Consider the following 22,912-nt stretch of genomic DNA (forward strand, 5'->3'; position numbering starts at 1 on the left):
TCCCTACTTTCCAACCTGTTTATTTTTTAAGCGATAAACATAGGCTAATACTTCGGCAATGGCTTTAAATAAATCTTCAGGAACTTGGTCCCCAATTTCAGCTTGGCTATACAAAGCTCTTGCTAATGGTTTATTTTCAACTAAAGTGACTTCATGATCACTCGCAATGCTCTTGATTTTTTGAGCAACATAATCGACCCCTTTAGCGACGACAATCGGCGCATCGGAAATGGTTTCATCATATTTTAACGCAACAGCAAAATGCGTTGGGTTTGTAATAACAACGTCTGCTTTTGGTACTTCTTGCATCATTCTTTGCATCGCCATTTCCATCTGCTTCTGCTTTCGTTTAGACTTAATTCTCGGATCGCCTTCCATATTTTTATGCTCATCCTTAATATCCTTTTTCGACATTCGCATTTGTTTTTCTGTATCGTAACGTTGATACAAATAATCAGGAACCGACAAAAGCAATAAAAGCACAGCAACCGCCATTCCCATCTGAGCGGTTAAATTGGCGATTAAATAAAAGCCATTATCAACCGATTTTTGTGACAATAACATCACTTCATCTAGGTTAAACCAAATCATCAAAAAAACGATAAGGCCAACAAAACCAATTTTCAATAAAGATTTACTTAATTCCACTAAGGCACGTACTGAAAAGATACGCTTTGCTCCTTTTATTGGATCAATTTTAGTTAAATTGAACTTTAAGGGCTCTGTCGTAAACATTACTCCTACTTGAATAAAGCTAGCAAAAACGCCCGCAACGAGTGCCATTAACATAATCGGTAATAAAACAACCGCCACTTGAAAAATGATCTCTAAGAACATAACCTCTAAATTTTTAGCTGTGAGGTCCATTAACAAATACGTTTGGAAATTTTGCCTAAAGAAATCATACATAGCTTGCCCAAGCATACTGCCACCAAATAACCAAAGGAAAAGAAACACAGCAAGCAGAATAAAAGCCGTATTTACATCCGTACTTTTGGCCACTTGACCTTTTCTTCTAGAGTCTTGACGTTTTTTTGGGGTAGCTTTTTCTGTCTTCTCTTCCGCAAAATATTGAAGGTTTATTTTTACATAGAACAACCTTATCCCCCTCCTAGCATTTGCATCAGAGTTCTCATCGTGACAATAATTTCATTCATTAGTGCTTGTACTCCCATAAAGAAAACACCCATAAAAACCGTTAATAAAAGTAAACCAACAAGAATCTTTAAAGGCATCCCTACAACAAAGACATTCATTTGTGGAACCGTTCTAGATACCATCCCTAAAGCAACATCGACTAAAAAGAGCGAGCCCACAATTGGTAAAGCCATTTGAAAAGCAATCATAAACATCTTCGCAAAACTTTCGGCAACAAAATAAACAATCGCTTCATCACCAAACGGTAAAAATACTTGATCAAGTGGAATAAACTGATAACTATAAAAAACGCCATCTAACATTAAATGATGCCCGTTTATAAGCAACAAAAATAGAAGCGCAAATGTATATAAATAACTCCCAACTAATGGACTCTGGGCCCCTGTTTGGGGGTCAACGACGTTCGCAATTAAAAAACCCATATTCATATCAATAAAACCACCAGCGACTTGAATTGCATACATCATGATCATCGCAATTAAGCCGACCATTAAACCAACCAATACTTCCTTTATAATTAAAAGAAAATAAGTGCCATTAATCTCAACAACAGGATTATCAATCGTAAAAATCATCACCCAGGCCAAAAAGGCCGATAAGCCAATCTTATGTGTTACAGGTATCGTACGATGTCCGTATATCGGCAATATCGCAACAAAAGCCAGCACCCTCATAAAGACTAACAAAAATCCAGGTATTTCATTGATCCATTCCATCATTAACCTATAAACCGATACAAATTACTAAAAATATCTTGAGCAAAATCTGTTAACAGTGAAAGCATCCAAGGTCCAAAAATAATTAAGGCAAATAATACACCAACAATTTTCGGAATAAACGCTAATGTTTGTTCTTGAATTTGCGTAGTAGCTTGAAAAATACTGACGAATAACCCTAAACCTAAGGCAACTAGTAAAAGGGGGCCGGAAACAAGCAAGACGACCCATACGCCATTTTCAGCTAAACCTATAATAAATTCTTGGCTCATGAGAGCACCTTCCTTTTACCGAAAGCTTAATAATAATGATTCAACAATTAAATACCAGCCATCTACTAATACAAACAAAAGGATTTTAAATGGCAAAGCAATCATGACAGGGGGCAACATCATCATTCCCATCGACATTAAAACACTTGCAACGATCATATCAATGACTAAAAACGGTACAAAGATTAAAAAGCCAATTTGAAAGGCCGTTTTTAATTCGCTTATCGCAAAAGCTGGGATTAAAGAGGTGAGTGGGATATCATCTAATGATTCAGGCTGATCTAATCCAGCGTAGCCCATAAACAAAGCTAAATCCTTCTCTCTTGTATGTTTCGCCATAAATTCCTTCATTGGTATAGCCGCTTCTGCTAATGCTTCATCTTGCGTCATTTCATTATTTAAAAACGGCGTTAAGGCTCGATCATTTACTTCAGATAAAACCGGAGCCATTATAAAAAACGTAATAAACAAGGCGAGGCCAATTAAAACCTGATTAGGTGGCATTGACTGTGTCGCAAGTCCCTGTCTTACAAAAGATAGGACGATCACAATACGAGTAAAGGCAGTCATCATAATCAAGATTGCCGGAGCTAACGATAAGACCGTTAAAACAAGCAAAAGCTGAATTGTCGTTGCGACACTCGCTGGCTCGTCTGAGAAAAAATCAGGCTCAATGCCAGGTACAGTTATCAAATTGGGTGTCACAATCAGATCAATCATTACGGCCTCGCTCCTTCAATGAATCATATAACTTTTTTTGTGAACTTGAGACTTCCGTTAATTGGCTGTCTAAGACTTGCTTAAAGTCATCATGCTCACGGTTGTTTGACAACTTTTTAGAATGGAGAGCTCTTTCTCCAAACATCGTTTCTTTTAACCAATTAAACCCTTTCTCAACAGGAACGTCGGTTATCTTGTTTAATTGTTGTTCATGCTGCGAAATAATTTTCTCGATTTCCCCTTGATCTTCAATCTCTTTTAACAGCTGGATCGACTCACCTACTCCAACAATTAACAATTTGTCACCTACTCGGACTAACTGGATCGAACGGTTAGCACCTAACGACACACCACTCATATTTTGTAAATAGTGACTGGAGCGGAAGTTTTGTGTTCGTTTATTAATAAAGCGTAATCCAAAATAGATAATAAAGACGATAAATCCAAAGGCAAGAAACAATTTAAAAAAAGAAGCAAATAAATTTTGATCGGCAAACCCGACTAAAGGTTCTTCGTTTTCTGTTACTTCATATGGAGTTTGCTCTAGCGGCTCAGCCGCTTCCTCTGTGTCTTGATTTCGTACTTGTTGTTCATCATCTGGCGTTTGTTGCCTTTTTTCTAGTGCCTCCGTGACTTTAAGGTTCACTTCCTCCGCTTCGGCAAACGTAAACGAAGGAAAGAGGGCTAAGGCCAATAACACGAATAAGCAGCCTTTTACAATTTTACGAATCACAATGATGTGCACTCCTCATTTTCGATTAACCAAACGTTTTCTGGATGGCTTCAAGAACGCGATCAGATTGAAATGGTTTCACGATAAAATCTTTAGCTCCCGCTTGAATCGCGTCAATAACCATCGATTGTTGTCCCATCGCGGAACACATAATAACTTTAGCACTTGCATCAAGTTCCTTAATTTCTTTTAAAGCGGCAATTCCATCTTTTTCTGGCATTGTAATATCCATTGTCACAAGATCCGGTTTTAGCTCTTTAAATTTTTCAACAGCTTGCACACCATCTGCTGCTTCTCCGACGATGTTGTATCCACCTTTTGTTAAGATATCTTTAATCATCATTCTCATAAAAGCGGCATCATCCACGATTAAGATATTCTTTTTCATTTTCGTCATCCTTTCTATTGCTTGCTTATGTCAAATTTTTCACACGTTGTTCTTGACTAATAATATCGGTCACCCGAACACCAAAATTCTCATCAATGACAACAACCTCACCTTTTGCGACAAGTTTTTGATTGACTAAAATATCAACTGGTTCACCTGCTAGCTTGTCTAATTCAATGATAGAACCTTGTGTAAACCCTAATATATCTTTAATTGATTTTTTTGTTCTTCCTAATTCAACCGTTACTTGAAGCGGAATATCGAGTAGCATATTTAAATTATGAGACTCTGAATCTGGTAAGGCAGGTTGTCCAAAATCGGTAAAGACAGCCGGTTGAACATCGACTTCTCGATTTTGTATTTTTGTTCCGAGATGTTGCTGCTCACGTTTAGAAATGGGCTGATTCCACTCTTCCTTTGTACGATATGAAGATTCATTATCGATAGTATTTTTTGATTCCACTCGATTAATCGGCTCATCAAACAACTCCTTTTTCTCCTCCTTTAGATGAACACTTGGATTCATTAATTCCTCAATCATTTTTTTCGCAAACGATACCGTTACTAATTGCATGATGTTTGAATCAATTAAATCCCCAACCTTTAAACGAAAGGAAATCTTCACTAGCGTTTGTTCATCAGGTAATTGCTCCACTCCAACACCTTGTTTAACATCCATTAAATCGATACTTGGTGGTGAAATATCGACCTTTTTATTAAAGATCGTTGACATGGAAGTTGAGGCAGAACCCATCATTTGATTCATCGATTCCTGAACCGCACTTAAATGCATCTCCGTTAGATCAGAAGTTGAGGGCTTTCCTTCCCCGCCTAACATTAAATCAGCAATAATTGCTGCATCATTTGTATGAATCACTAATAGATTCATTCCTTCAAAACCTTCCGTATACTGAACGTGGACTGCCACATGCGGTTTTGGAAATTCTTCATTTAAATTCTTCCGTTCGATTAAACTCACTTTTGGAGTTGTAATGTCAACTTTTTGATTTAAAAGAGTTGAAAGTGCTGTCGCTGCACTGCCAAAAGAGATATTCCCTATTTCTCCAAGAGCATCCTCTTCAAGATCTGATAAATAATCCGATACATATAATGAAGAAGATTGATTGAAATCATCATTGTTTTTATCATCTGTCATGCCATTTAAAAGTGCGTTAATTTCTTCTTGGGAAAGCATGTCATCACTCATCATTTAGTGCCTCCTCAATCTGTTCGGTTACTTGAACAGCCATTTGTTTTTTTACTTTACCTGGTTGAGCATAAAATTTTGCTTCTCCACCAACATAAACAGTTAACGGTTCTGTAATCAATCGATCTAATTCAATCACATCACCATAATCTAATTGGAGAAATTCTTCAATCGTAATATTCGAGCGTCCTAATTCTGCTTGAACAAGCAAAGGAGCTTTTCTTACATTAGATTCAAGATTCATAAATTCACTTGGTTCTCGCTCTTTTTTCTTTTCTTGCATCCAATAATGTAGAGATAGTTTTGGTAGCACCTCTTCTAAGACGACATGGGGTAAACAAAGATTTATCATCCCTGATGTTTCCGCAATCGTTGTTGATAAGGAAATAACTACGACCGTCTCATTCGGTGAAACCATTTGTAAAAATTGAGGGTTTACTTCTAGGTCCTCCATTTCTGGTTCGAGTTCAACAATCGAAGTCCAAGCATCTTGAAAATTATCTAATGTTCGCTGAAACAACTGTGACATTATTTTTGTTTCTATTTCAGTCAAATTTTCAACTTTATTCACACTAACACCTTTACCACCTAACAAGCGGTCAAGCATTGCATAAGCAATCTGAGGATTAATCTCCATTATAAAACGCCCATCCAATGGCTTCGGTTGAAAAACATTTAAGATCGTCATCTTCGGAATGGAACGGACAAATTCCTCGTACGGAAGCTGATCCACAGAGGTTACTGAAATTTGTACATAAGTCCTCAATTGGGCGGAGAAAAACGTTGTTAGCAATCTAGCGAAGTTCTCATGGATTCTCGTAATACTACGAATCTGATCCTTTGAAAATCGTAAGGCCCGTTTAAAATCATATACTCTAATTCTTTTCTCTGACTCTTCTTTTTTTAATTCATCTGCATCCATCTCACCTGTCGAAATTGCCGATAATAAGGCATCAATTTCTCCTTGTGACAATACATCAGCCATGACATTCACCTCGCAATCCATCCAAACAAAGTTCGTTTAGTTCTTCGTTATTGGATAACCCAACTCGTTGTATAAACACGAACAACCTCACCAACACTTAACAATTGATTAATCTCTGTTTTTAGCTCTTTTTCGAGCTCTTCCATACCTTCTCTACCTTCTAGTTCACTTGCCGTTTTTTCAGATAATGTGTGTAAAATCAAATGATTTACTTGAAAATCTCTTTTTTCAAGTTCCTTTAATGAATCGTCTGAATCTAATTGAATAAAGAAGCTAACACGGATAAAATCATTTGATTTTAAATTCGTGACAATTTGTTCGGTTTCATAAGATACACTAATAATTTGTTCAATTGATGCTTCATCTGATGCTATCGCTGGTTGATTGAATTGATTCACAACAACTATCGCTATAACTCCAACCAATGTTAAAGCAATCAGTATAATCATAACGATCGTAAGAATTTTGTTCTTTTTCATTCTCGGTTCTCCATTTCTTTATGAAGACCAACTAGACCAATGGATTGATAAAGTTGATTGATTCGTTTCTGAACATCGTAAAAATCGTCTTTTACGATAATTTTTTTTCCACTTAGTAGTGTAATCGTCGTATCTGGAAAAGTTTCAATTTGCTCAATTTGTAATACATTTAATAAAAAAGGCTTTCCATTTAGGCGAATCAATTCAATCATCGTATTGTTATGGGCTAGAATTGAATCTAGCCCTTGCTCCTTCTCCATTTACTCATGTCTCCATTAACGTTTTAAATTAATTAATTCCTGTAAAATATCATCAGAAGTTGTAATAATTCTTGTATTGGCTTGGAATCCACGTTGAGCGACAATCATTTCGGTAAATTCTTCGGATAAATCAACATTGGACATTTCGAGTGTCCCTGCCACTAACGTACCCGTACCATTCGCACCTGGCGTCGTTAACTCAGCCGCAACACCCGAGTTAGGGGTCGTCACAAATAAGTTTTCACCTGCTTTGGCTAAACCTTCAGCATTCGGGAATTTTGCCAAACCTATTTGGACATCAGTTTCAATCAATTCCCCTTCCGCATTAATAATATTAATCGAACCATCTGCTCCAATCGAGAAACTCTTAATATTATCTAGATCACCCGCAATGTCGATAAAATTAATTGGGGCACGGTCTTCACCTAGTACCTGAAGCCCACTTGAATTCACTAAATTTCCAGCAGCATCTAAGTAAAAGTTACCTGCTCTTGTGTAATACTCCGCATCCCCATCTGTCACAACGAAATAACCATCTCCGGAAATCCCTAAATCTAGAGCACGACTTGTATTTTGTAAACTTCCTTGCGTATGAATCGTATCAATCGAGGCAAGCTGCATACCAAGCCCAACTTGTGTCGCATTAACCCCACCACGACCCCCAGCAACCGGTGCTGTTGCTCCTGATAATTCTTGAGAGACCATATCAGAAAATGTCGTTCTTCCTTTTTTAAAACCGAACGTATTGACATTTGCGATATTATTACCAATCGTATCTAATTTAATTTGCGAGTTTTTCATTCCAGAAATCCCAGAATACATTGAACGTAACATATTGACACTTCCTTTTTATTTGATTAGCTGTATCGCTCATTCAACAGCTATAAAGCTTCCTCATAGTAGGTCCAGCTTCTTCGTTCATTTAACGTCTATCATCTATTACAATTGTTCCATTTATGTTAGAGAAGATTTGCTCAGTTGCTTCTTCCCTTTTTAAAGCCGTAATAACTGTTTCATTTTTAGCACTAATAATTAAAGCCGCCTCATTCGTTAAAACAAGTGAGTCATTGATCCCCATTTTTTTAGCTTGTTGTACTTTATCGCTTATCTTTTGCCATGTCATTTCATTAATGGAAATGCCCCGTTCAAGCATGCGGCCTTCAGCATGTTTACTTACTTTTAATGGTGAAGTTGATTCAAGTTCTTTTTCTAAAAAGCTCCTAAACTCTCCTGAAGTGGAGCGCTTAGCTAAGTTCTTTTGCGAAAGCGAATGTGGATGGACCGTTTGTAAGGAAGCTAATATTGTCTTATCCATCCTTTTTATTCCACCTCGTTCTCCTTGTCATCATTACCATCATTTGAACCAGATTCTTCAGGTGGAGTTGAAACAGGTTCAACCTGTACTAATTGGAAATTGCTAATCCATGTATTATTGTCTAATAACAAACGCAAACTTCCATCTGTTTCAATTTTGACCGACTTCACAGCATTTTCTAAATATTGAACATCATGGCCGACACCATTTTCATTATCAATGAGCTGCATCCATTGCACGTTTTTACCAATTAGCTGACTATGAGTGACTAAACTTTGCGTAATTTGCATATCAACCATATATTGCATGGATTGATTGAGATTCGTCATTTGCTCAAGACTTGAAAACTGGGCCATTTGTGAAATGAATTCACGATCATCCATTGGGTTTGTTGGGTCTTGGTTTTGCATTTGGGTAATCAAAAGTTTCAAAAAGTCATCCTTCCCAAGCATATTAGAGCCACTTGATTGTGTCGGTTGATTTTGAATACTTGAGAGCCATAAATTATTGTTAATCGTCGTCATCTTATCCCTCCCCTACTTTACACTTGTTCATCAAACGAATAAGATTCTAACCATTCATAAAAACTAGCTTCATCCTCTTCATTTTCAAACATAGGCTTCTCTTTTTCTTGTTCTTTCTGCTGTGATGATTGTCCATTTTCTCGTTCAAACCGTTCCTTTTCTTCCGTTACTTCAATTCGATCCACTTGAAGTTGCTGCTGCTGTAAGGACTGACGCAATTGGTTAATTTGGGATTCAATTAACTCTCTGGCACTCCCCGTTTGAGCGGTAATTTTCGCGACTAAACTTCCTTCCTGTTGAACAATTTGAATGTCTAATCTCCCTAAATGTTCAGGATAAAGTCTCACTTGAATGGTGTTAGCTGCTCCATTTGTCGTACTCGATAACAATTGTCGTTGAAATATTTGTTCTAGTTGCTTCAAAAATTGCTTTTGCATCACTTCTGGCTCTTGATTCACACCAAGTCGAATCGTTGCTTGTTGTGCGTGTGACATTGTTTGAGAAAAAGGCATGTCTGAGATTTTATGGTCCGGACTCGCTTCTCCTCGATTTAATTGAGGCATATCGACAATCGTATGATGGGATTGATTTAAACGTTGAATTAAAGTTAGCTGTTCACCCTTTTGCTTCTCCATACTCGTTTGAGAAAAAGTCCTGTTTTCTTGTTTAGTTTGCAACAAGTGTTCTTTTATGTAAGTCAGCACTTGTTTAACATCTGTTGACTCTCTGTTAGCTGTTGACTGCTGAATAAACATAAGTGCACGCTCTAATCTTTCATTTGAACCACTTTCTAGTGACAATTGTGTTAGTTTTTTTTCAAGCATTGACCAATCTTTAGCCTCAAATTGACCAAAAGAAGCAACCAATTGAACCAAAGGTGGACGTTTATCATTCACTTCTTGGTTTGACTGTAAAAAAGCAAGCAGAATTTCTTCTGGAAAAAGCTCGATAAAATCAAGTAATAATGAACCATCCCGTTCGGATTCATTTACTAGAGGCTCATTTATGTCTTGTTCTGTGATTGGTTCGTTTGCTAATGAAAATAAATGAAGGAGCCAATTTGTCAGCTGTTCTTCTAGTTCAACCGTCTGCTCTAAACTTTCATTTCCACTAAAAATACGAACCATTTGTTCAAGTGAAAGCTCTTTTTCATTAACTGGCTCCTCTTTTAACCACTCTAAAAAGGTTTGGCTAGCAACAGTTAATAGCTCGGTAGAATCCACTAATTGAGTTGTCGGTTGTAATGTTTTATTTAACAGCTCTGCAAATGGTGATGAAGTTCCTTTTTCCCCTTGCTTTTCAAGAAGCTGAAACATTGAGTTTTGATTAGTAGGAGCTAGATTTACAACGTTCTGCACTGTCTCACCTCCTTTCGATTAAAAAGAACAGAAAAAATTAATTATCGGCAAGTCTTTTCATTATTTCTGCTGCCCTTTCACTCTCTAAGCGAGCAATAATATTCCCTCGCTGTTCAGGTGAGATTTGCATGAGATGAGCCATTGTGTCGTCAATTGAAAGCTCTGCAATGATCCGAGCGGCATTCTTCGCTGACATGTTTTCATAAATGTGACCAATTTCATTGACAGAATTGACTGAAGTGGCCTGTTCAGCTGTTTGTAATGGTTCTGTCATTTCTATTTCTTCCTGTAACTGTCCATTCTCTTGTTCAAGCTCTGTAATCAATATGTCCTTTTCTTCTATTGATTGATTAAGAACAGCTAGTTGCTGTTGTTGTTCGTTTAATTGGAGTTGCAATTGCTCGATTTGAGCATTCATTTCAGCTTCAGCTTCATTTGCGGTTAACTGTGAAATAACCGGTAATGAACGAGCCATATCCTTCATCCGATCAATTGTCGGGTGTTCTACGACCGTCATTAAGACGATAGCGACGGTTAACAATACGGCTGCAGGAATGATAAATACCATTAAAAACCATGTTCCTTTTCGTTGCTTTTTCGTTTCTTTCATTCGCCATCACCCTGTTTTACCTTTTGGAATACATCAAAACCGACATTTCATCCATTAAAACGTTCTCTAAATGGGTTTGTTCTTGTTCATACGCTGTTTGTTTGATTTCTTTCATTTTTTGGTATTTTTTATGTTCGATCGTTCGTTCTACTAGCTCTTGCTGTTTTTTTTGCATATTATTTCGAGCGATTTGAGTTTTAATTTGTTGTTTGTTAATCTCTTCTTGCAAACGCAAAAATTGAGATTGCTGCTGCTGAATATCACCAATCGTAATTCCTGTTTGAATTTGATTGCGAGCATTATCTTCTAAACTTTCTTTTGACTTTAATAAGTTATATAAAATCGTTGCCTTCTGCTCAAAATCATCGACTGCTTTTGAATAAATCGATTGCCCTTCTTTTTTTTCTCTTTCCTTTAATTCCATTACTTTTTGCAAAGAAAAGTGGAAGGCCATTTTACAACACCTCTTTACCAAACTGTTGAACTAATCGTTCGACCGAATCTGTTAATGAAACATTTTCTTCAGTCGTTTGTTGCAAAAATCGGATAATATCCGGATAAAGAGCGACTGCTTGATCGATATCTGGTGATGACCCTCTCTTATAAGCACCAATTTGAATTAAATCCTCGGCTTCTAAATAAGTAGAAAGAACCCCTCTAACCTTTTTAGCAATCTGTTTATGTTCCGTACTGACAATATCATCCATGACCCGACTAATGCTTTTTAAAACATTGATCGCTGGATAATGCCCTTTATTGGCAAGCTGTCTTTCTAAAACAAAATGACCATCTAAAATACCACGAACAGCATCTGCGATCGGTTCATTCATGTCATCACCATCAACTAATACTGTATAAAAAGCGGTAATACTTCCTGCTACACTCGTTCCAGAACGCTCCAATAATTTTGGTAACATCGCAAATACACTTGGTGTGTATCCCTTCGTTGTTGGAGGCTCACCAATAGCAAGTCCAATCTCACGTTGGGCCATAGCAAATCTTGTGACCGAATCCATCATTAAGTTGACATTTAAACCTTGCTCTCGAAAATATTCAGCAATCGCAGTTGCTGTCATCGCCCCTTTAATCCGCATTAATGCCGGTTGATCAGAGGTCGCGACAACCATAACCGTATTTTTCAGTCCATCCTCACCTAAATCACGTTCTATAAAATCCTTGACTTCACGTCCACGTTCACCAATGAGAGCAATAACATTAACATCAGCAGCTGATTTTTTAGCAATCATCGCCATTAGTGTACTTTTTCCGACACCACTTCCGGCAAAGATCCCCACACGTTGCCCTTTGCCGACTGTTAGAAATGTATCAATGGCCCGGACACCTAAACTCATTGTTTCTGTGATTCGTGGTCGTAACAACGGATTAGGAGGAGCACTTTCAGTCGGGAAAGACGCGAGCCCTTTAGGAAGTGACATTCCGTCTAATAATTCGCCACAACCGTCAATCACTTTCCCAATTAAAGAATAGCCGACTTTTACTTGTAATGGTTTTCCTGTTGCCTCGACAAGACAACCTGGTGAAATTTCTGATGTTGAATTTAAAGGCATTAATAATACATTTTCGTCACGAAAACCAACAACTTCAGCCTTCACTTTTTTATTAAACTTTTTACCAACAAGGATATAACACAGTTCACCGACTGATGCTTGAGGACCTTTGGCCTCAATCGTTAGTCCGACGACTCTCGTTACTTTTCCATACCACTTATAAGGAGATAATTCCATTATTTTGTCAGCAATAAGCTTCTTCATTTATGTAACCCCTCTAACATTTCTTGCAATTGATTTTTCAACTCTAGTAGCTGCCGATCAAGGGTCGCTTCCATTCTTCCTAAACGAGTTTCAACTACACAGCCATTCGTCGGCAAATTGAGATCAGGGTAAATAAATAAATTTTCTGTTCGACTTAAAAGTTGTTTTAATTCCTCTTTTTGTTTAACCGTATGCTCATACCAAGCTGGAGTCACATATAATTTCACTTCTTCATGCTCTCTTACTTCTCGCATCACTTGTTCTAACATTTGATTCCAATGTTCCGCATTTACTTCAAATCTTTCTCCTAAAACTCGATTTGCCAAAAGATGGGCGATATCAATCATTTGTGGTTCTGCTTCTGAAAGCATTTGCTCATAATCATGCTTGGCCACTTCCACAATATGAGAAGCTTCCGTTAATTTTTGCTCATACTGCCGAAAAGCTTCTTCTTTTCCTTGTTCAAAGCCACTTTGATAACCTGATTGAATTGCCTCTTCTTTAAGGAGTTCGATTTCTTCTAGTTGCTTTTGGCGCAAATTATTTAGTTGCTGTTGCATTTGTTCGATTTCTAATTGAGCTTGTTCTTTTAATCGTTTCGCCTCATCTTCTGCTTGTTGGAGCAAAGATTCGATTTCTTGTTTCTTTTGTTGTTCGTTTACACGCAATTCCGTCTTCCCTTCATTTAAGACAGGAATAAATTGCTCAAGGGGTAAAATCGAGATCTGTTTTCCTTCCGTTCCACTCGTCTGAGGTGACTTTATGACATTAGACAACGATATCATCTCCTCCACCACGAGCTATAACAATTTCACCCGCTTCTTCTAAGCGACGAATAATCGTAACAATACGTGATTGAGCTTCCTCCACATCTCGCAAGCGAACTGGACCCATGTATTCCATTTCTTCTTTAAAGGCTTCAGCCATTCGATTTGACATATTACTAAGGACAACATCTTTCACTTCATCACTCGCTACTTTTAAAGCAAGTTGTAAGTCATCATTTTCAACATCTCGAATCACTCGTTGAATCGAACGATTATCCAGGGTCACAATGTCTTCGAAAATAAACATACGTTTTTTGATTTCTTCAGCAAGCTCAGGATCTTGAATTTCTAATGCATCTAAAATCGTCCGTTCTGTACTTCGATCGACACTATTAAGTACATCGACAACAGACTCAATTCCACCCGCATCCGTATAATCTTGTGTAACGGTCGCGGATAGTTTTTGCTCCAAAATCAATTCGACTTCATTAATGATTTCTGGTGACGTTCGATCCATTAAGGCAATACGTTTAGCTACATCTGCTTGCACCTCATGAGATAATTCAGACAATATTTGTCCAGCTTGCTCACTTTCTAAATAAGATAAAATAAGAGCAATTGTTTGTGGGTGTTCATTTTGAATAAAGTTCAAAATTTGAGCAGGTTCTGCTTTTCTGGCAAAGTCAAATGGACGAACTTGTAAAGTTGAGGTTAATCGATTAATGATATCCATTGCTACCTGTTCACCAAGAGCTTTCTCTAATATGCTTTTGGCATAACCAATTCCACCTTGAGCAATATAATCCTGAGCCAATACTAAAGAATGGAATTGTTCCAAAACCTCTTCCTTTAATTCACCTTCCACTTTACGAACATTAGAAATTTCTAATGTCAATTGTTCAATTTCATCTTCTCTTAAATGTTTATAAACATTAGCTGCCACATCAGGTCCTAAGGAGATTAAGAGGACCGCAGCTTTTTGTTTTCCAGTTAAACCCTTTTTTGCTCTTGCCAAGGTCATACCCTCCTAGTCTTCCGAGAGCCAAGTTCGTAATAATTTCGAAAAGTCTTCTGGTTTTTCTTTAGCCATTTTTTCGAGTTGTCTACGTTTGGTTTCATGTTCACTAATGTCTTCATCTAATAATTCTTCTATGTCATAAGAAATAAGCTTTTCTTCTTCCTCTACTACTTCTTCCTTCTTTCTTCCTTTTAGTAATAAAAGAATTAAAGCGATAATAACAATAAGTACAATCGTTCCTGCTACATATAACCAAGTTGGAACAGCCATGTTAGGGACCTCTTCAAATACCAACTTCCCTTGAAACGGCTGAGAAGAGACAAAAATACGTTCACTAATCATCGCATCGCTCATTTCCTCTTCACCAACCGTTGGAAGCGATGTTCGTACAACCGTCGCTAAAATTTGTTCAATATCATTAATTTGTTGAATCGGTAGCTGCTCCATTCCTTCTGGTGGTTCAACCATTACTTGAATGCCGATGTCACGAATTTGATAAGGGCTTTCAACAATTTCACGATTTACCCGATTCACTTCCGTATTGATTCGTTCTTCTGTTCGTTCCCATTCAGATTCACCGGCTCCGTCTACACCTTCGTAATTCGGAATTTCATCACCTGTTCCGGCAATCCCTCCAACATTAGTACCAGAGCCACTATAAGCTTCTTCTACACGTTCAACACTGACGACAATACCTTCTATCGTTTCCTCATTGACCGGTGTCACTAATTGCTCCATTCGATTCTCTTGTGTAAAATCAATATCTGTCGTGACTGATACGAGCACTTTATCGCGGCCAACAATCGTTCCAAGCATTTGTTGTAAGCTTTGCGTAATATCTAGTTCAATATCTTTTTGAATTTTTCGTTGTTGCTCGAAAGCCGCTAGGACTGAAGAACTATTTTCATCTTCGTAAAAATAACTATTAAACATTTGATCGGATATGCCGATATTTTCTATAGGAAGATTCGGAACACTCCTTGATACTAAATGATAAAGAGCCCGTACTCGATTTTCATCTAACGAGTAGCCTGGTGCTACATTTAAGATAATTGCAGCAGTGGCACTTTGTTTTTCAGTGTTTAACCAAACACTATCTTCGGGTAATGTGATCATGACATTCGCATTTTGAATCCCGTCAATCGAACTGATCAAATTTTCTAGCTCAGTTTGGATCGCCGCCCGTTCGATCACTTTAAACTCATTATCCGTCATTCCAAAACCCATTTGATCTTGGATTGATGTATAATCAATATTTCCACTGTTCGGAATACCCTCAGCAGCAAGTTCCACTTTTAAATTGTCAACGATTGGTTCAGGCACCATGATCGTCGTACCATTATCACTCACCTTTGAAGATACGCCACGTGAATCCAATGTTGCTTTTATTTGACCTGTTTCTTGAACACTTAAATTGCTATATAAAGGAACAAATGTCGTTCTGGTCGTAAAGAAAACTAAAAGACTGATAAATATAATAAATCCAATTAGACCAATGACAAAAAAACGCTTATGTGTTTCTGTTTTCTCTGCCCAGTAACTTGTTATTTTATCTTTATATGTTAATAATTTCTCTTTCATGGCTCCTCCTACAATCAAAAGCAGTAGAGAATTTTGACTATCTTCATTTTTCTATTAAACTTGCATTCTCATAATTTCTTGATAAGCTTCAATGACTTTATTACGCACTTCTACAGTAGCTTGAAGGGTGACAGATGCTTTTTGGCCAGCGATCATGACCTCATGTAAATCATCAATTTGACCTGTTACAAGTTGCTGTGTTTTTTGTCCTGACTCTTGCTGCAATTGATTGACATTGTTTAAGGCATCTTTAAAGGCTGCTTTAAACGACGCTTCTGCCTGAGCAGGTGTTTTTAGAACCTTTTGACTATGCAAGTCATTTGTTTTCAGAACAAACGAGGATTGCATGTTATTTATTTCCATAATCTTCACATCCTATTTATTCAATTAGCCTTTTCCGATCTCTAAAGCTTTCATCAGCATATTCTTTGAAGCGTTCATTGTCGTCACATTCGCTTCATATGACCTAGATGCACTCATTAAATCGACCATTTCTCGAAGCGGATCGACATTTGGCAACGAAACATACCCTTCTTCATTCGCATCTGGATGTTCTGGTTGATAAATCAGCTTAAATGGAGACATATCATCAACCAATGCCGTTGCTTTTACACCTTGACCTATAGTACCACTTGAATTCATCGCTCTAGATAATTGAGCTGAAAAGGGGTTTTGATTTCCAGATTGTGGAGCTAATGAAACCATCTTTCGTCGATAAGGCTGCCATTCGCCATTAACATACTGACCTCGAGTTGTTTCCGCATTGGCCATATTTGCCGAGACAACATCCATTCGTAGACGTTGTGCTGTTAAGGCTGATGCACTAATATTCATACTATTAAAGATTGTCATTTAATTTAGCTGCCTCCTCTAATGACCATTTTTAAGTTTGAAAAATTCCCATTGATCCGGTCAATTAAACCATTATAATAAATTTGATTTTTCGCTAACTCTGACATTTCCAAATCAATATCAACATTGCCGCCATTATGGTTATAGGAACTATTCCCCTTTGTAAGAATAGGACTAGAAAAACTTGAACTTTTAAACTCAACATGTTTTTCATTTGTTCGGTGTGCTTCCAAATTTGAACGTGTAAGTTCCTGATTTAATAATTGCTCAAATGATACTCGCTGTGCCTTATAATTCGGTGTATCAACATTAGCGATATTTTGCGAAATCGCTTTATGCTGCATTTGAGCACCATTTAATCCTTGCTCTAACATTCGGAAAGTAGTTCCCGAAAATAAATTCACTTTTTTCACCTCAATCCTCTAAACACTTAACACGTTTCTTCTTATATTCCTATAATTCTACAAAATCCCACATACTACTCTCTATGAAAATTGTAATAAACATCAGGACAAATGTCTAACACCGTTTTACCTATTTGGACTTTTAGTAAAAACGGACTACCTGAAAAGATAGTCCTTCTTGCTCAAACCTAGTTAATTTGTCATTACTTATAGAACTTTTTTATTATATCATGACTTTTTCGAGACTTTTTAACCATTAATAAACTCGTCATAAAAGCGTCATATTCGATGATTAATCTTAGTAAATTCTAAATATTCTTTCATATTTTGCCGAAAAGTCATATTTTTCTCATAAAGTCACCTGAGTATTTTTTCCCCCTCAAACCAAAAACAGGACTACTGACGATAGCCAGTAGTCCTGTAAAATTTATACTTATTTAGTTTTTAATTTGTCTAGTTCAAATAAAAATTTGTCATTTAAAACTTTAATATATGTTCCCTTCATACCTAATGAACGAGATTCAATAACACCAGCACTTTCTAGTTTACGAAGAGCATTTACGATAACTGAACGAGTAATTCCGACACGATCCGCAATTTTACTCGCTACAAGTAAACCTTCTTTTCCATCAAGTTCGTTGAAGATATGTTCAACAGCTTCTAGCTCACTGTAAGAAAGTGAACTAATCGCCATTTGAACAACCGCCTTACTTCTTGCTTCCTCTTCGATTTCTTGTGTTTTCTCATGTAGAATTTCCATTCCTACTACAGTTGCCCCATACTCAGCTAAAATTAAATCATCATCATTAAACGAATCGCCTAGTCTTGATAAAACAAGTGTACCTAAACGCTGTCCTCCACCGATAATAGGAACAATTGTCGTAAGCCCTGATTGGAATAATTCTTTATTTTCAACAGGGAACGCTGTGTAATCACTTTCAATATCAAGATTAGCTGTTGTTTCTTCTACTTTAAATAGACCAGTTGTATACTCTTCTGGAAATTGGCGATCTTCAAACATTTTTTGCATTCTTTCGTTTTCAATCTCTTGACTAATCGCAAAGCCTAATAATTTACCACGACGGCTAACAACGAATACGTTCGCACTAATAGCATCACGTAATGTTTCGGCCATTTCACGGAAATTGACGTGTTGCCCACCTGTTTTTTGTAACATCTCATTAATTTTTCTTGTTCTTGATAATAAACTCATTAAAATATCCTCCTAATTTCTACTTCTTATAAAATAAATTGACTTAAATCTCGATTTTTAGCAATGGATGCTAATTTTTCTTCTACATATTCAGGGGTAATTAAAATTTCTTCTAAATTAATATCAGGTGCCTCGAATGACAAATCTTCAAGCAATCTTTCTAATAAAGTATGCAAACGTCTGGCTCCGATATTTTCCGTATCACGATTGACCTCTGTGGCAATTGTCGCAATCTTATGAACAGCTTCGTCCGAAAAGCGAACTTTTATACCTTCTGTTTCTAAAAGAGCTATATATTGTTTAAGTAAAGCATTATTTGGCTCAACCAAAATACGGACAAAGTCCTGAATAGTTAAATTTTCTAATTCAACCCGGATTGGAAAACGCCCTTGAAGCTCCGGGATTAAATCAGATGGTTTTGCGACATGGAACGCCCCAGCCGCAATAAAGAGAATATGGTCAGTTTTAACAGAGCCATATTTCGTAACAATCGTTGAACCTTCTACAATCGGAAGAATATCTCTTTGTACCCCTTCACGAGAAACATCAGCCGATTGTTGATTGCCTTTACCAGCTACCTTATCAATTTCATCGATAAAGATAATCCCTAGTTGTTCTGCTTTTGTTACGGCATCATGGGTCACTTCATCCATGTCAATTAACTTTTGGGCCTCTTCTTCAGTTAACACTTTTCTTGCTTCACTTACAGGCAAGCGACGTTTTTTCCGCTTTTTAGGCATCATTCCACCTAACATCTCTTGCATATTCATGCCCATCTGCTCCATACCTGCTCCTTGAAACATATCCATAAAACCTTGCTGTTGCTCTTCAACATCAATCGTAACGAGATAATCTTCCAATTCACCTAATGCAAGCTGGTGAGCCATTTGTTTTCTTTTTTGAGCAATTCCATGTTCTTCTTCTATTGGTGCCTCGGTTTGATCGGTTTCATTTTGTTGACCGAAAATCATTTCGAATGGATTCTTATAATTGGACTGCTTTTTCGCTTCGGGCACAAGTAATTGAACAAGCCTTTGATTGGCTTGATTTTCAGCTTGTCTTTTGACCGATTCCATTTTTTCTTGCTTAACCATTCGAACACTCGTTTCAACTAAATCACGGACCATTGATTCGACGTCACGACCAACATAGCCAACTTCTGTAAATTTAGTTGCCTCAACTTTAATAAAAGGAGCTCCGACTAATTTAGCTAAACGACGGGCAATCTCTGTTTTACCAACACCGGTTGGTCCAATCATTAAGATATTTTTGGGCGTTACCTCATCACGAAGCTTATCATCTAATAAACTACGCCGATGACGATTCCTTAAGGCAACAGCGACTGATTTTTTGGCTGACTCTTGACCGACAATAAATTGATTTAAACGCTCAACAATCTGACGTGGTGTTAAAGAAGTACTCATCTTTTATCGCTCCTCACTTTCGCTCAGTGCTGGTCATATTGGTAATAATAGATTAATCTTTATTACAATTCTTCAATCACGATTTGATCATTTGTATAAACACAAAGCTCTCCTGCTGTTTCTAAGGCCGCTTTGGCAATTTCTTTGGCACTTAATTGCGGAGCGTGTTTTTTTAATGCTCTTCCAGCTGCCAACGCATAGTTTCCACCTGAACCAATCGCTAAAATCCCATCATCAGGTTCAATCACTTCACCTGTTCCAGACACAAGTAATAAATGCTCCTTATTCATAACAATTAACATCGCTTCTAATTGTCGCAACATTTTATCACTTCGCCATTCTTTTGCTAGTTCAACCGCTGCTCTTTGTAAATTACCATTATACTCTTCTAAACGGCTTTCAAACTTTTCATACAAAGTGAAGGCATCAGCGACAGAACCAGCAAACCCAGCAATGACTTGATTGGAATAAAGACGCCGTACTTTTTTGGCGGTATGTTTCATCACAACAGCATTTCCCATCGTAACCTGGCCATCGCCTGACATCGCACATTTGCCTTCATGTCGAACCGCAAAAATCGTCGTTGCATGAAAATTGCCCATTTTCGACCCTCCCTTTAGCTCTTTTCTCAAAATAATTCAGTATCATACCCTTATTCTAATAAGCATACACGGCTTTGAAACAATTTATGCTCGTGGGTGATTTTGCATGTATACATCCCGGAGGCGTTCTTTTGTTACATGTGTATAAATTTGAGTAGTGGACAAACTCTCATGTCCTAAAAGCTCTTGCACAACTCTTAAGTCTGCTCCATTGTTAAGTAAATGGGTAGCAAAGGAGTGTCTTAAATGATGTGGGCTCACATGTGATGTAAGGGCTGCCTCTTTTACTCTCTTTGTTAACAAAGTTCGAAATGAACGAGTTGAAAGTGGTCCACCTTTATAATTTAAAAACAAATGATTGTTCGTTTCACGATTCACCGATTTTGCTAATAGCTTTGCACGACCGTCTTCGATATATGTGTTCAATGCCTCACAAGCAAACTCGCCAACAGGAACATAACGCTCCTTGTTTCCTTTTCCATGAACAAATACCGTACCAATCATAAAATCAATATCAGAAAGCTGCAACTGCTGGCATTCGCTAACCCGCATCCCTGTTGCATACAATAATTCAATAATCGCTTTATCTCTTTGAAGTAATGGCTCCTCACCTTGTAACGAGTTAAATAATTGAATCATTTCTTGCTCGTACAAAAAGTGAGGTAACCTCTTAGTTTGTTTAGGCAATGTCGTCATATTAAAAACATTTTCAGAAAGAATTTCTTCTCTTTCTAAAAAACGAAAGTAAGAACGCAAAGCCGAAATTCGTCTTGACACCGTTTTACGTTCATATTTCTTCTCAAAAAGATATGTTAAGTAACGACGAACATGTTCACGGGTGACTTCTTTTTCTGATGAAATCTCTTGTACAAACATAAAGTGATTAAAATCATTCAAATCAATTTGATAATTTGTCATCGTATGACCAGAGACATTTTTTTCAATTTTCATATATTGAAAAAAAAGCTCTTGATTTTTGTTTCTCTGTTCAGGTTCCATTTCATCACCTCACAAAGCTTATCAAATTCTAACATGAATTCATAACAGTGACAATTATGTTTACACTTTTTTCACAAAATTCTGAATCTCTGCCAATGCTCGTGTAGCCAGCTTTTCATAACGCTCTTTTTTATTACGGATCCTTTCTTCAAAAGGAGGCAATAAACCAAAGTTTGCATTCATAGGCTGGAAGTTCTTCGAGTTCGCTTGGGTAATATATTGAGCCATACTTCCTATAACAGTCTTATCAGGGAACTCCAACATTTCTTGACCGTCTACCAAACGCGAGGCGTTAATCCCTGCAACTAATCCAGCTGCCGCAGACTCTACGTATCCTTCTACTCCAGTAATTTGACCAGCGAAAAATAAATCATCACGCTCTTTGTATTGATACGTTGGTTTGAGTAAGTTCGGTGAATTAATAAATGTGTTACGATGCATGACACCATAACGAACAATTTCTGCTTCCTCTAAACCAGGAATTAAGCGAAGAACTTCTTTTTGTGGCCCCCACTTTAAATGAGTTTGAAAGCCAACGAGATTGTAAAGAGTACCTGATGAATTATCTTGTCGTAATTGAACAACCGCATAAGGTCTTTTCCCTGTTTTAGGATCTTCTAATCCTACAGGTTTCATGGGACCAAATAGCATCGTCTTTTTCCCTCTTGAAGCCATTACTTCAATTGGCATACACCCTTCAAAAAAGATTTCCTTTTCAAACTCCTTTAACGGGACTGTTTCAGCTGAAGTGAGCGCCTCATAAAAACGATCAAACTCTTCTTCCGTCATCGGACAGTTTAAATAGGCTGCCTCCCCTTTATCATAACGAGATTTTAAATACACTTTATCCCTATTTATTGAATCAGCTTCGATAATCGGTGCAGCCGCATCATAAAAATATAAGTACTCTTCACCTGTTAACTGAAGAAGTTCTTTGGAAAGGCTTTCTGAAGTCAACGGCCCTGTTGCGATAATTGTTGGTCCTTCAGGAATTCCATTAACCTCTTCATTTATAACCGTTACATTCGGGTGATTTTTCACCTTCTCCGTTACAAGTGCTGCAAAATCATGACGATCAACAGCTAACGCTCCTCCTGCTGGCACTGCCGCTGAATCTGCCGCCGCAATAATAACCGAATCAAGCGCTCTCATCTCTTCTTTTAAAACACCGACTGCATTCGTAAGGGCATTTGAACGGAGTGAGTTACTACACACAAGCTCAGCAAATTTATCTGTATGGTGTGCAGCCGTTTGTCTGACAGGACGCATTTCATATAACGAGACTTGAACGCCTCTTTTAGCTAATTGCCACGCCGCTTCACTCCCTGCTAACCCAGCACCTATCACATTAACATGTTTCGTTTGCATCATATTTCCTCCCACTTAAAACAATTGTGAACATTTTATGAATTAAGATTTTTTTTGACCATTTCCATGTACTTTGTTTTCAACTCAAAAGCATTACTTTATTTGGACTCTCTATGTAAAAATTAAATTCCTTTACTAAAAAGCTTATCTATCCTCAGTTTATCCTATTAAAAACAATTGTAAGCAT

General features: G+C 37.4%; 28 protein-coding genes. All 28 read right to left on the bottom strand.

Annotation, left to right across the window (positions count from 1 at the left end; translation table 11 throughout):
• Positions 1 to 3 precede the first annotated feature (3 nt).
• Positions 4 to 1,098, bottom strand: a complete 1,095-nt coding sequence (flhB, locus tag BALCAV_RS05245) for a flagellar biosynthesis protein FlhB (protein WP_003320660.1) — start codon at positions 1,096 to 1,098, stop codon at positions 4 to 6.
• Positions 1,099 to 1,100: 2 nt separating this feature from the next.
• Complete coding sequence (gene fliR, locus BALCAV_RS05250) at positions 1,101 to 1,877, bottom strand: flagellar biosynthetic protein FliR (RefSeq protein WP_003320661.1); 777 nt, start codon at positions 1,875 to 1,877, stop codon at positions 1,101 to 1,103.
• Complete coding sequence (gene fliQ / locus BALCAV_RS05255; RefSeq protein WP_003320663.1) at positions 1,877 to 2,146, bottom strand: flagellar biosynthesis protein FliQ; 270 nt, start codon at positions 2,144 to 2,146, stop codon at positions 1,877 to 1,879. Before fliQ ends, fliR begins: the two co-directional genes overlap by 1 nt.
• A gap of 15 nt (positions 2,147 to 2,161) precedes the next feature.
• Positions 2,162 to 2,866: a flagellar type III secretion system pore protein FliP gene (gene fliP / locus BALCAV_RS05260; protein WP_003320664.1), complete on the bottom strand. Its 705-nt coding sequence runs from the start codon at positions 2,864 to 2,866 to the stop codon at positions 2,162 to 2,164.
• Positions 2,859 to 3,599 (bottom strand): flagellar biosynthetic protein FliO, encoded by a 741-nt coding sequence (locus BALCAV_RS05265; protein ID WP_003320665.1) that lies wholly within the window; start codon positions 3,597 to 3,599, stop codon positions 2,859 to 2,861. The genes fliP and BALCAV_RS05265 overlap by 8 nt, the downstream gene beginning before the upstream one ends.
• 25 nt (positions 3,600 to 3,624) lie before the next feature.
• Complete coding sequence (locus BALCAV_RS05270) at positions 3,625 to 3,987, bottom strand: response regulator (RefSeq protein ID WP_003320666.1); 363 nt, start codon at positions 3,985 to 3,987, stop codon at positions 3,625 to 3,627.
• Positions 3,988 to 4,012: 25 nt separating this feature from the next.
• A complete protein-coding gene (gene fliY / locus BALCAV_RS05275) occupies positions 4,013 to 5,197 on the bottom strand; it encodes a flagellar motor switch phosphatase FliY (RefSeq protein ID WP_040323658.1) in 1,185 nt (394 codons plus the stop codon).
• A complete protein-coding gene (gene fliM / locus BALCAV_RS05280) occupies positions 5,187 to 6,179 on the bottom strand; it encodes a flagellar motor switch protein FliM (RefSeq protein WP_003320668.1) in 993 nt (330 codons plus the stop codon). The genes fliY and fliM overlap by 11 nt, the downstream gene beginning before the upstream one ends.
• A 47-nt stretch (positions 6,180 to 6,226) precedes the next feature.
• On the bottom strand, positions 6,227 to 6,658 hold the full coding sequence (gene fliL, locus BALCAV_RS05285; protein WP_003320669.1) for a flagellar basal body-associated protein FliL: 432 nt from the start codon (positions 6,656 to 6,658) through the stop codon (positions 6,227 to 6,229).
• On the bottom strand, positions 6,655 to 6,870 hold the full coding sequence (locus BALCAV_RS05290; RefSeq protein WP_040323663.1) for a flagellar FlbD family protein: 216 nt from the start codon (positions 6,868 to 6,870) through the stop codon (positions 6,655 to 6,657). Before BALCAV_RS05290 ends, fliL begins: the two co-directional genes overlap by 4 nt.
• A 63-nt stretch (positions 6,871 to 6,933) precedes the next feature.
• Positions 6,934 to 7,752, bottom strand: a complete 819-nt coding sequence (gene flgG, locus BALCAV_RS05295; protein WP_003320671.1) for a flagellar basal body rod protein FlgG — start codon at positions 7,750 to 7,752, stop codon at positions 6,934 to 6,936.
• An 88-nt stretch (positions 7,753 to 7,840) separates the two neighbouring features.
• Positions 7,841 to 8,233 carry a TIGR02530 family flagellar biosynthesis protein gene (locus tag BALCAV_RS05300; RefSeq protein WP_003320672.1) on the bottom strand — a complete coding sequence of 131 codons (393 nt, stop codon included), beginning with the start codon at positions 8,231 to 8,233 and terminating at the stop codon, positions 7,841 to 7,843.
• 5 nt (positions 8,234 to 8,238) lie between these two features.
• Complete coding sequence (gene flgD, locus BALCAV_RS05305) at positions 8,239 to 8,757, bottom strand: flagellar hook assembly protein FlgD (protein WP_003320673.1); 519 nt, start codon at positions 8,755 to 8,757, stop codon at positions 8,239 to 8,241.
• Between the two features lie 17 nt (positions 8,758 to 8,774).
• Positions 8,775 to 10,115, bottom strand: a complete 1,341-nt coding sequence (locus BALCAV_RS05310; protein ID WP_003320674.1) for a flagellar hook-length control protein FliK — start codon at positions 10,113 to 10,115, stop codon at positions 8,775 to 8,777.
• Between the two features lie 37 nt (positions 10,116 to 10,152).
• Complete coding sequence (locus BALCAV_RS05315) at positions 10,153 to 10,725, bottom strand: magnesium transporter MgtE N-terminal domain-containing protein (RefSeq protein ID WP_003320675.1); 573 nt, start codon at positions 10,723 to 10,725, stop codon at positions 10,153 to 10,155.
• A 16-nt stretch (positions 10,726 to 10,741) separates the two neighbouring features.
• Entirely contained in the window at positions 10,742 to 11,179 is a 438-nt protein-coding gene (fliJ, locus tag BALCAV_RS05320; protein WP_003320676.1) for a flagellar export protein FliJ, read from the bottom strand.
• 1 nt (position 11,180) lies between these two features.
• Positions 11,181 to 12,497, bottom strand: coding sequence for a flagellar protein export ATPase FliI (gene fliI / locus BALCAV_RS05325; RefSeq protein ID WP_003320677.1), 1,317 nt, complete (start codon positions 12,495 to 12,497; stop codon positions 11,181 to 11,183).
• Positions 12,494 to 13,273 (bottom strand): flagellar assembly protein FliH, encoded by a 780-nt coding sequence (gene fliH / locus BALCAV_RS05330; RefSeq protein ID WP_003320678.1) that lies wholly within the window; start codon positions 13,271 to 13,273, stop codon positions 12,494 to 12,496. Before fliH ends, fliI begins: the two co-directional genes overlap by 4 nt.
• Entirely contained in the window at positions 13,266 to 14,279 is a 1,014-nt protein-coding gene (gene fliG, locus BALCAV_RS05335) for a flagellar motor switch protein FliG (protein ID WP_003320680.1), read from the bottom strand. Before fliG ends, fliH begins: the two co-directional genes overlap by 8 nt.
• Before the next feature lie 12 nt (positions 14,280 to 14,291).
• Positions 14,292 to 15,863, bottom strand: coding sequence for a flagellar basal-body MS-ring/collar protein FliF (gene fliF / locus BALCAV_RS05340; RefSeq protein ID WP_003320681.1), 1,572 nt, complete (start codon positions 15,861 to 15,863; stop codon positions 14,292 to 14,294).
• 54 nt (positions 15,864 to 15,917) lie between these two features.
• Entirely contained in the window at positions 15,918 to 16,226 is a 309-nt protein-coding gene (fliE, locus tag BALCAV_RS05345; protein WP_003320682.1) for a flagellar hook-basal body complex protein FliE, read from the bottom strand.
• 24 nt (positions 16,227 to 16,250) lie between these two features.
• Positions 16,251 to 16,715 carry a flagellar basal body rod protein FlgC gene (gene flgC, locus BALCAV_RS05350; RefSeq protein WP_003320683.1) on the bottom strand — a complete coding sequence of 155 codons (465 nt, stop codon included), beginning with the start codon at positions 16,713 to 16,715 and terminating at the stop codon, positions 16,251 to 16,253.
• A 5-nt stretch (positions 16,716 to 16,720) separates the two neighbouring features.
• Positions 16,721 to 17,119, bottom strand: coding sequence for a flagellar basal body rod protein FlgB (gene flgB, locus BALCAV_RS05355; RefSeq protein ID WP_040323664.1), 399 nt, complete (start codon positions 17,117 to 17,119; stop codon positions 16,721 to 16,723).
• A 433-nt stretch (positions 17,120 to 17,552) separates the two neighbouring features.
• Positions 17,553 to 18,332, bottom strand: a complete 780-nt coding sequence (gene codY, locus BALCAV_RS05360; protein ID WP_003320685.1) for a GTP-sensing pleiotropic transcriptional regulator CodY — start codon at positions 18,330 to 18,332, stop codon at positions 17,553 to 17,555.
• 26 nt (positions 18,333 to 18,358) lie between these two features.
• Positions 18,359 to 19,756 carry an ATP-dependent protease ATPase subunit HslU gene (gene hslU / locus BALCAV_RS05365; protein ID WP_003320686.1) on the bottom strand — a complete coding sequence of 466 codons (1,398 nt, stop codon included), beginning with the start codon at positions 19,754 to 19,756 and terminating at the stop codon, positions 18,359 to 18,361.
• A 62-nt stretch (positions 19,757 to 19,818) separates the two neighbouring features.
• Positions 19,819 to 20,358: an ATP-dependent protease subunit HslV gene (hslV, locus tag BALCAV_RS05370; protein WP_003320689.1), complete on the bottom strand. Its 540-nt coding sequence runs from the start codon at positions 20,356 to 20,358 to the stop codon at positions 19,819 to 19,821.
• Between the two features lie 84 nt (positions 20,359 to 20,442).
• Positions 20,443 to 21,357, bottom strand: coding sequence for a tyrosine recombinase XerC (gene xerC / locus BALCAV_RS05375; RefSeq protein ID WP_003320690.1), 915 nt, complete (start codon positions 21,355 to 21,357; stop codon positions 20,443 to 20,445).
• Positions 21,358 to 21,417: 60 nt separating this feature from the next.
• A complete protein-coding gene (gene trmFO, locus BALCAV_RS05380) occupies positions 21,418 to 22,725 on the bottom strand; it encodes an FADH(2)-oxidizing methylenetetrahydrofolate--tRNA-(uracil(54)-C(5))-methyltransferase TrmFO (protein ID WP_003320691.1) in 1,308 nt (435 codons plus the stop codon).
• Between the last annotated feature and the right edge of the window lie 187 nt (positions 22,726 to 22,912).

This window comes from Alkalihalobacillus alcalophilus ATCC 27647 = CGMCC 1.3604, assembly GCF_000292245.2.
Taxonomy (GTDB): domain Bacteria; phylum Bacillota; class Bacilli; order Bacillales; family Bacillaceae_D; genus Alkalihalobacillus; species Alkalihalobacillus alcalophilus.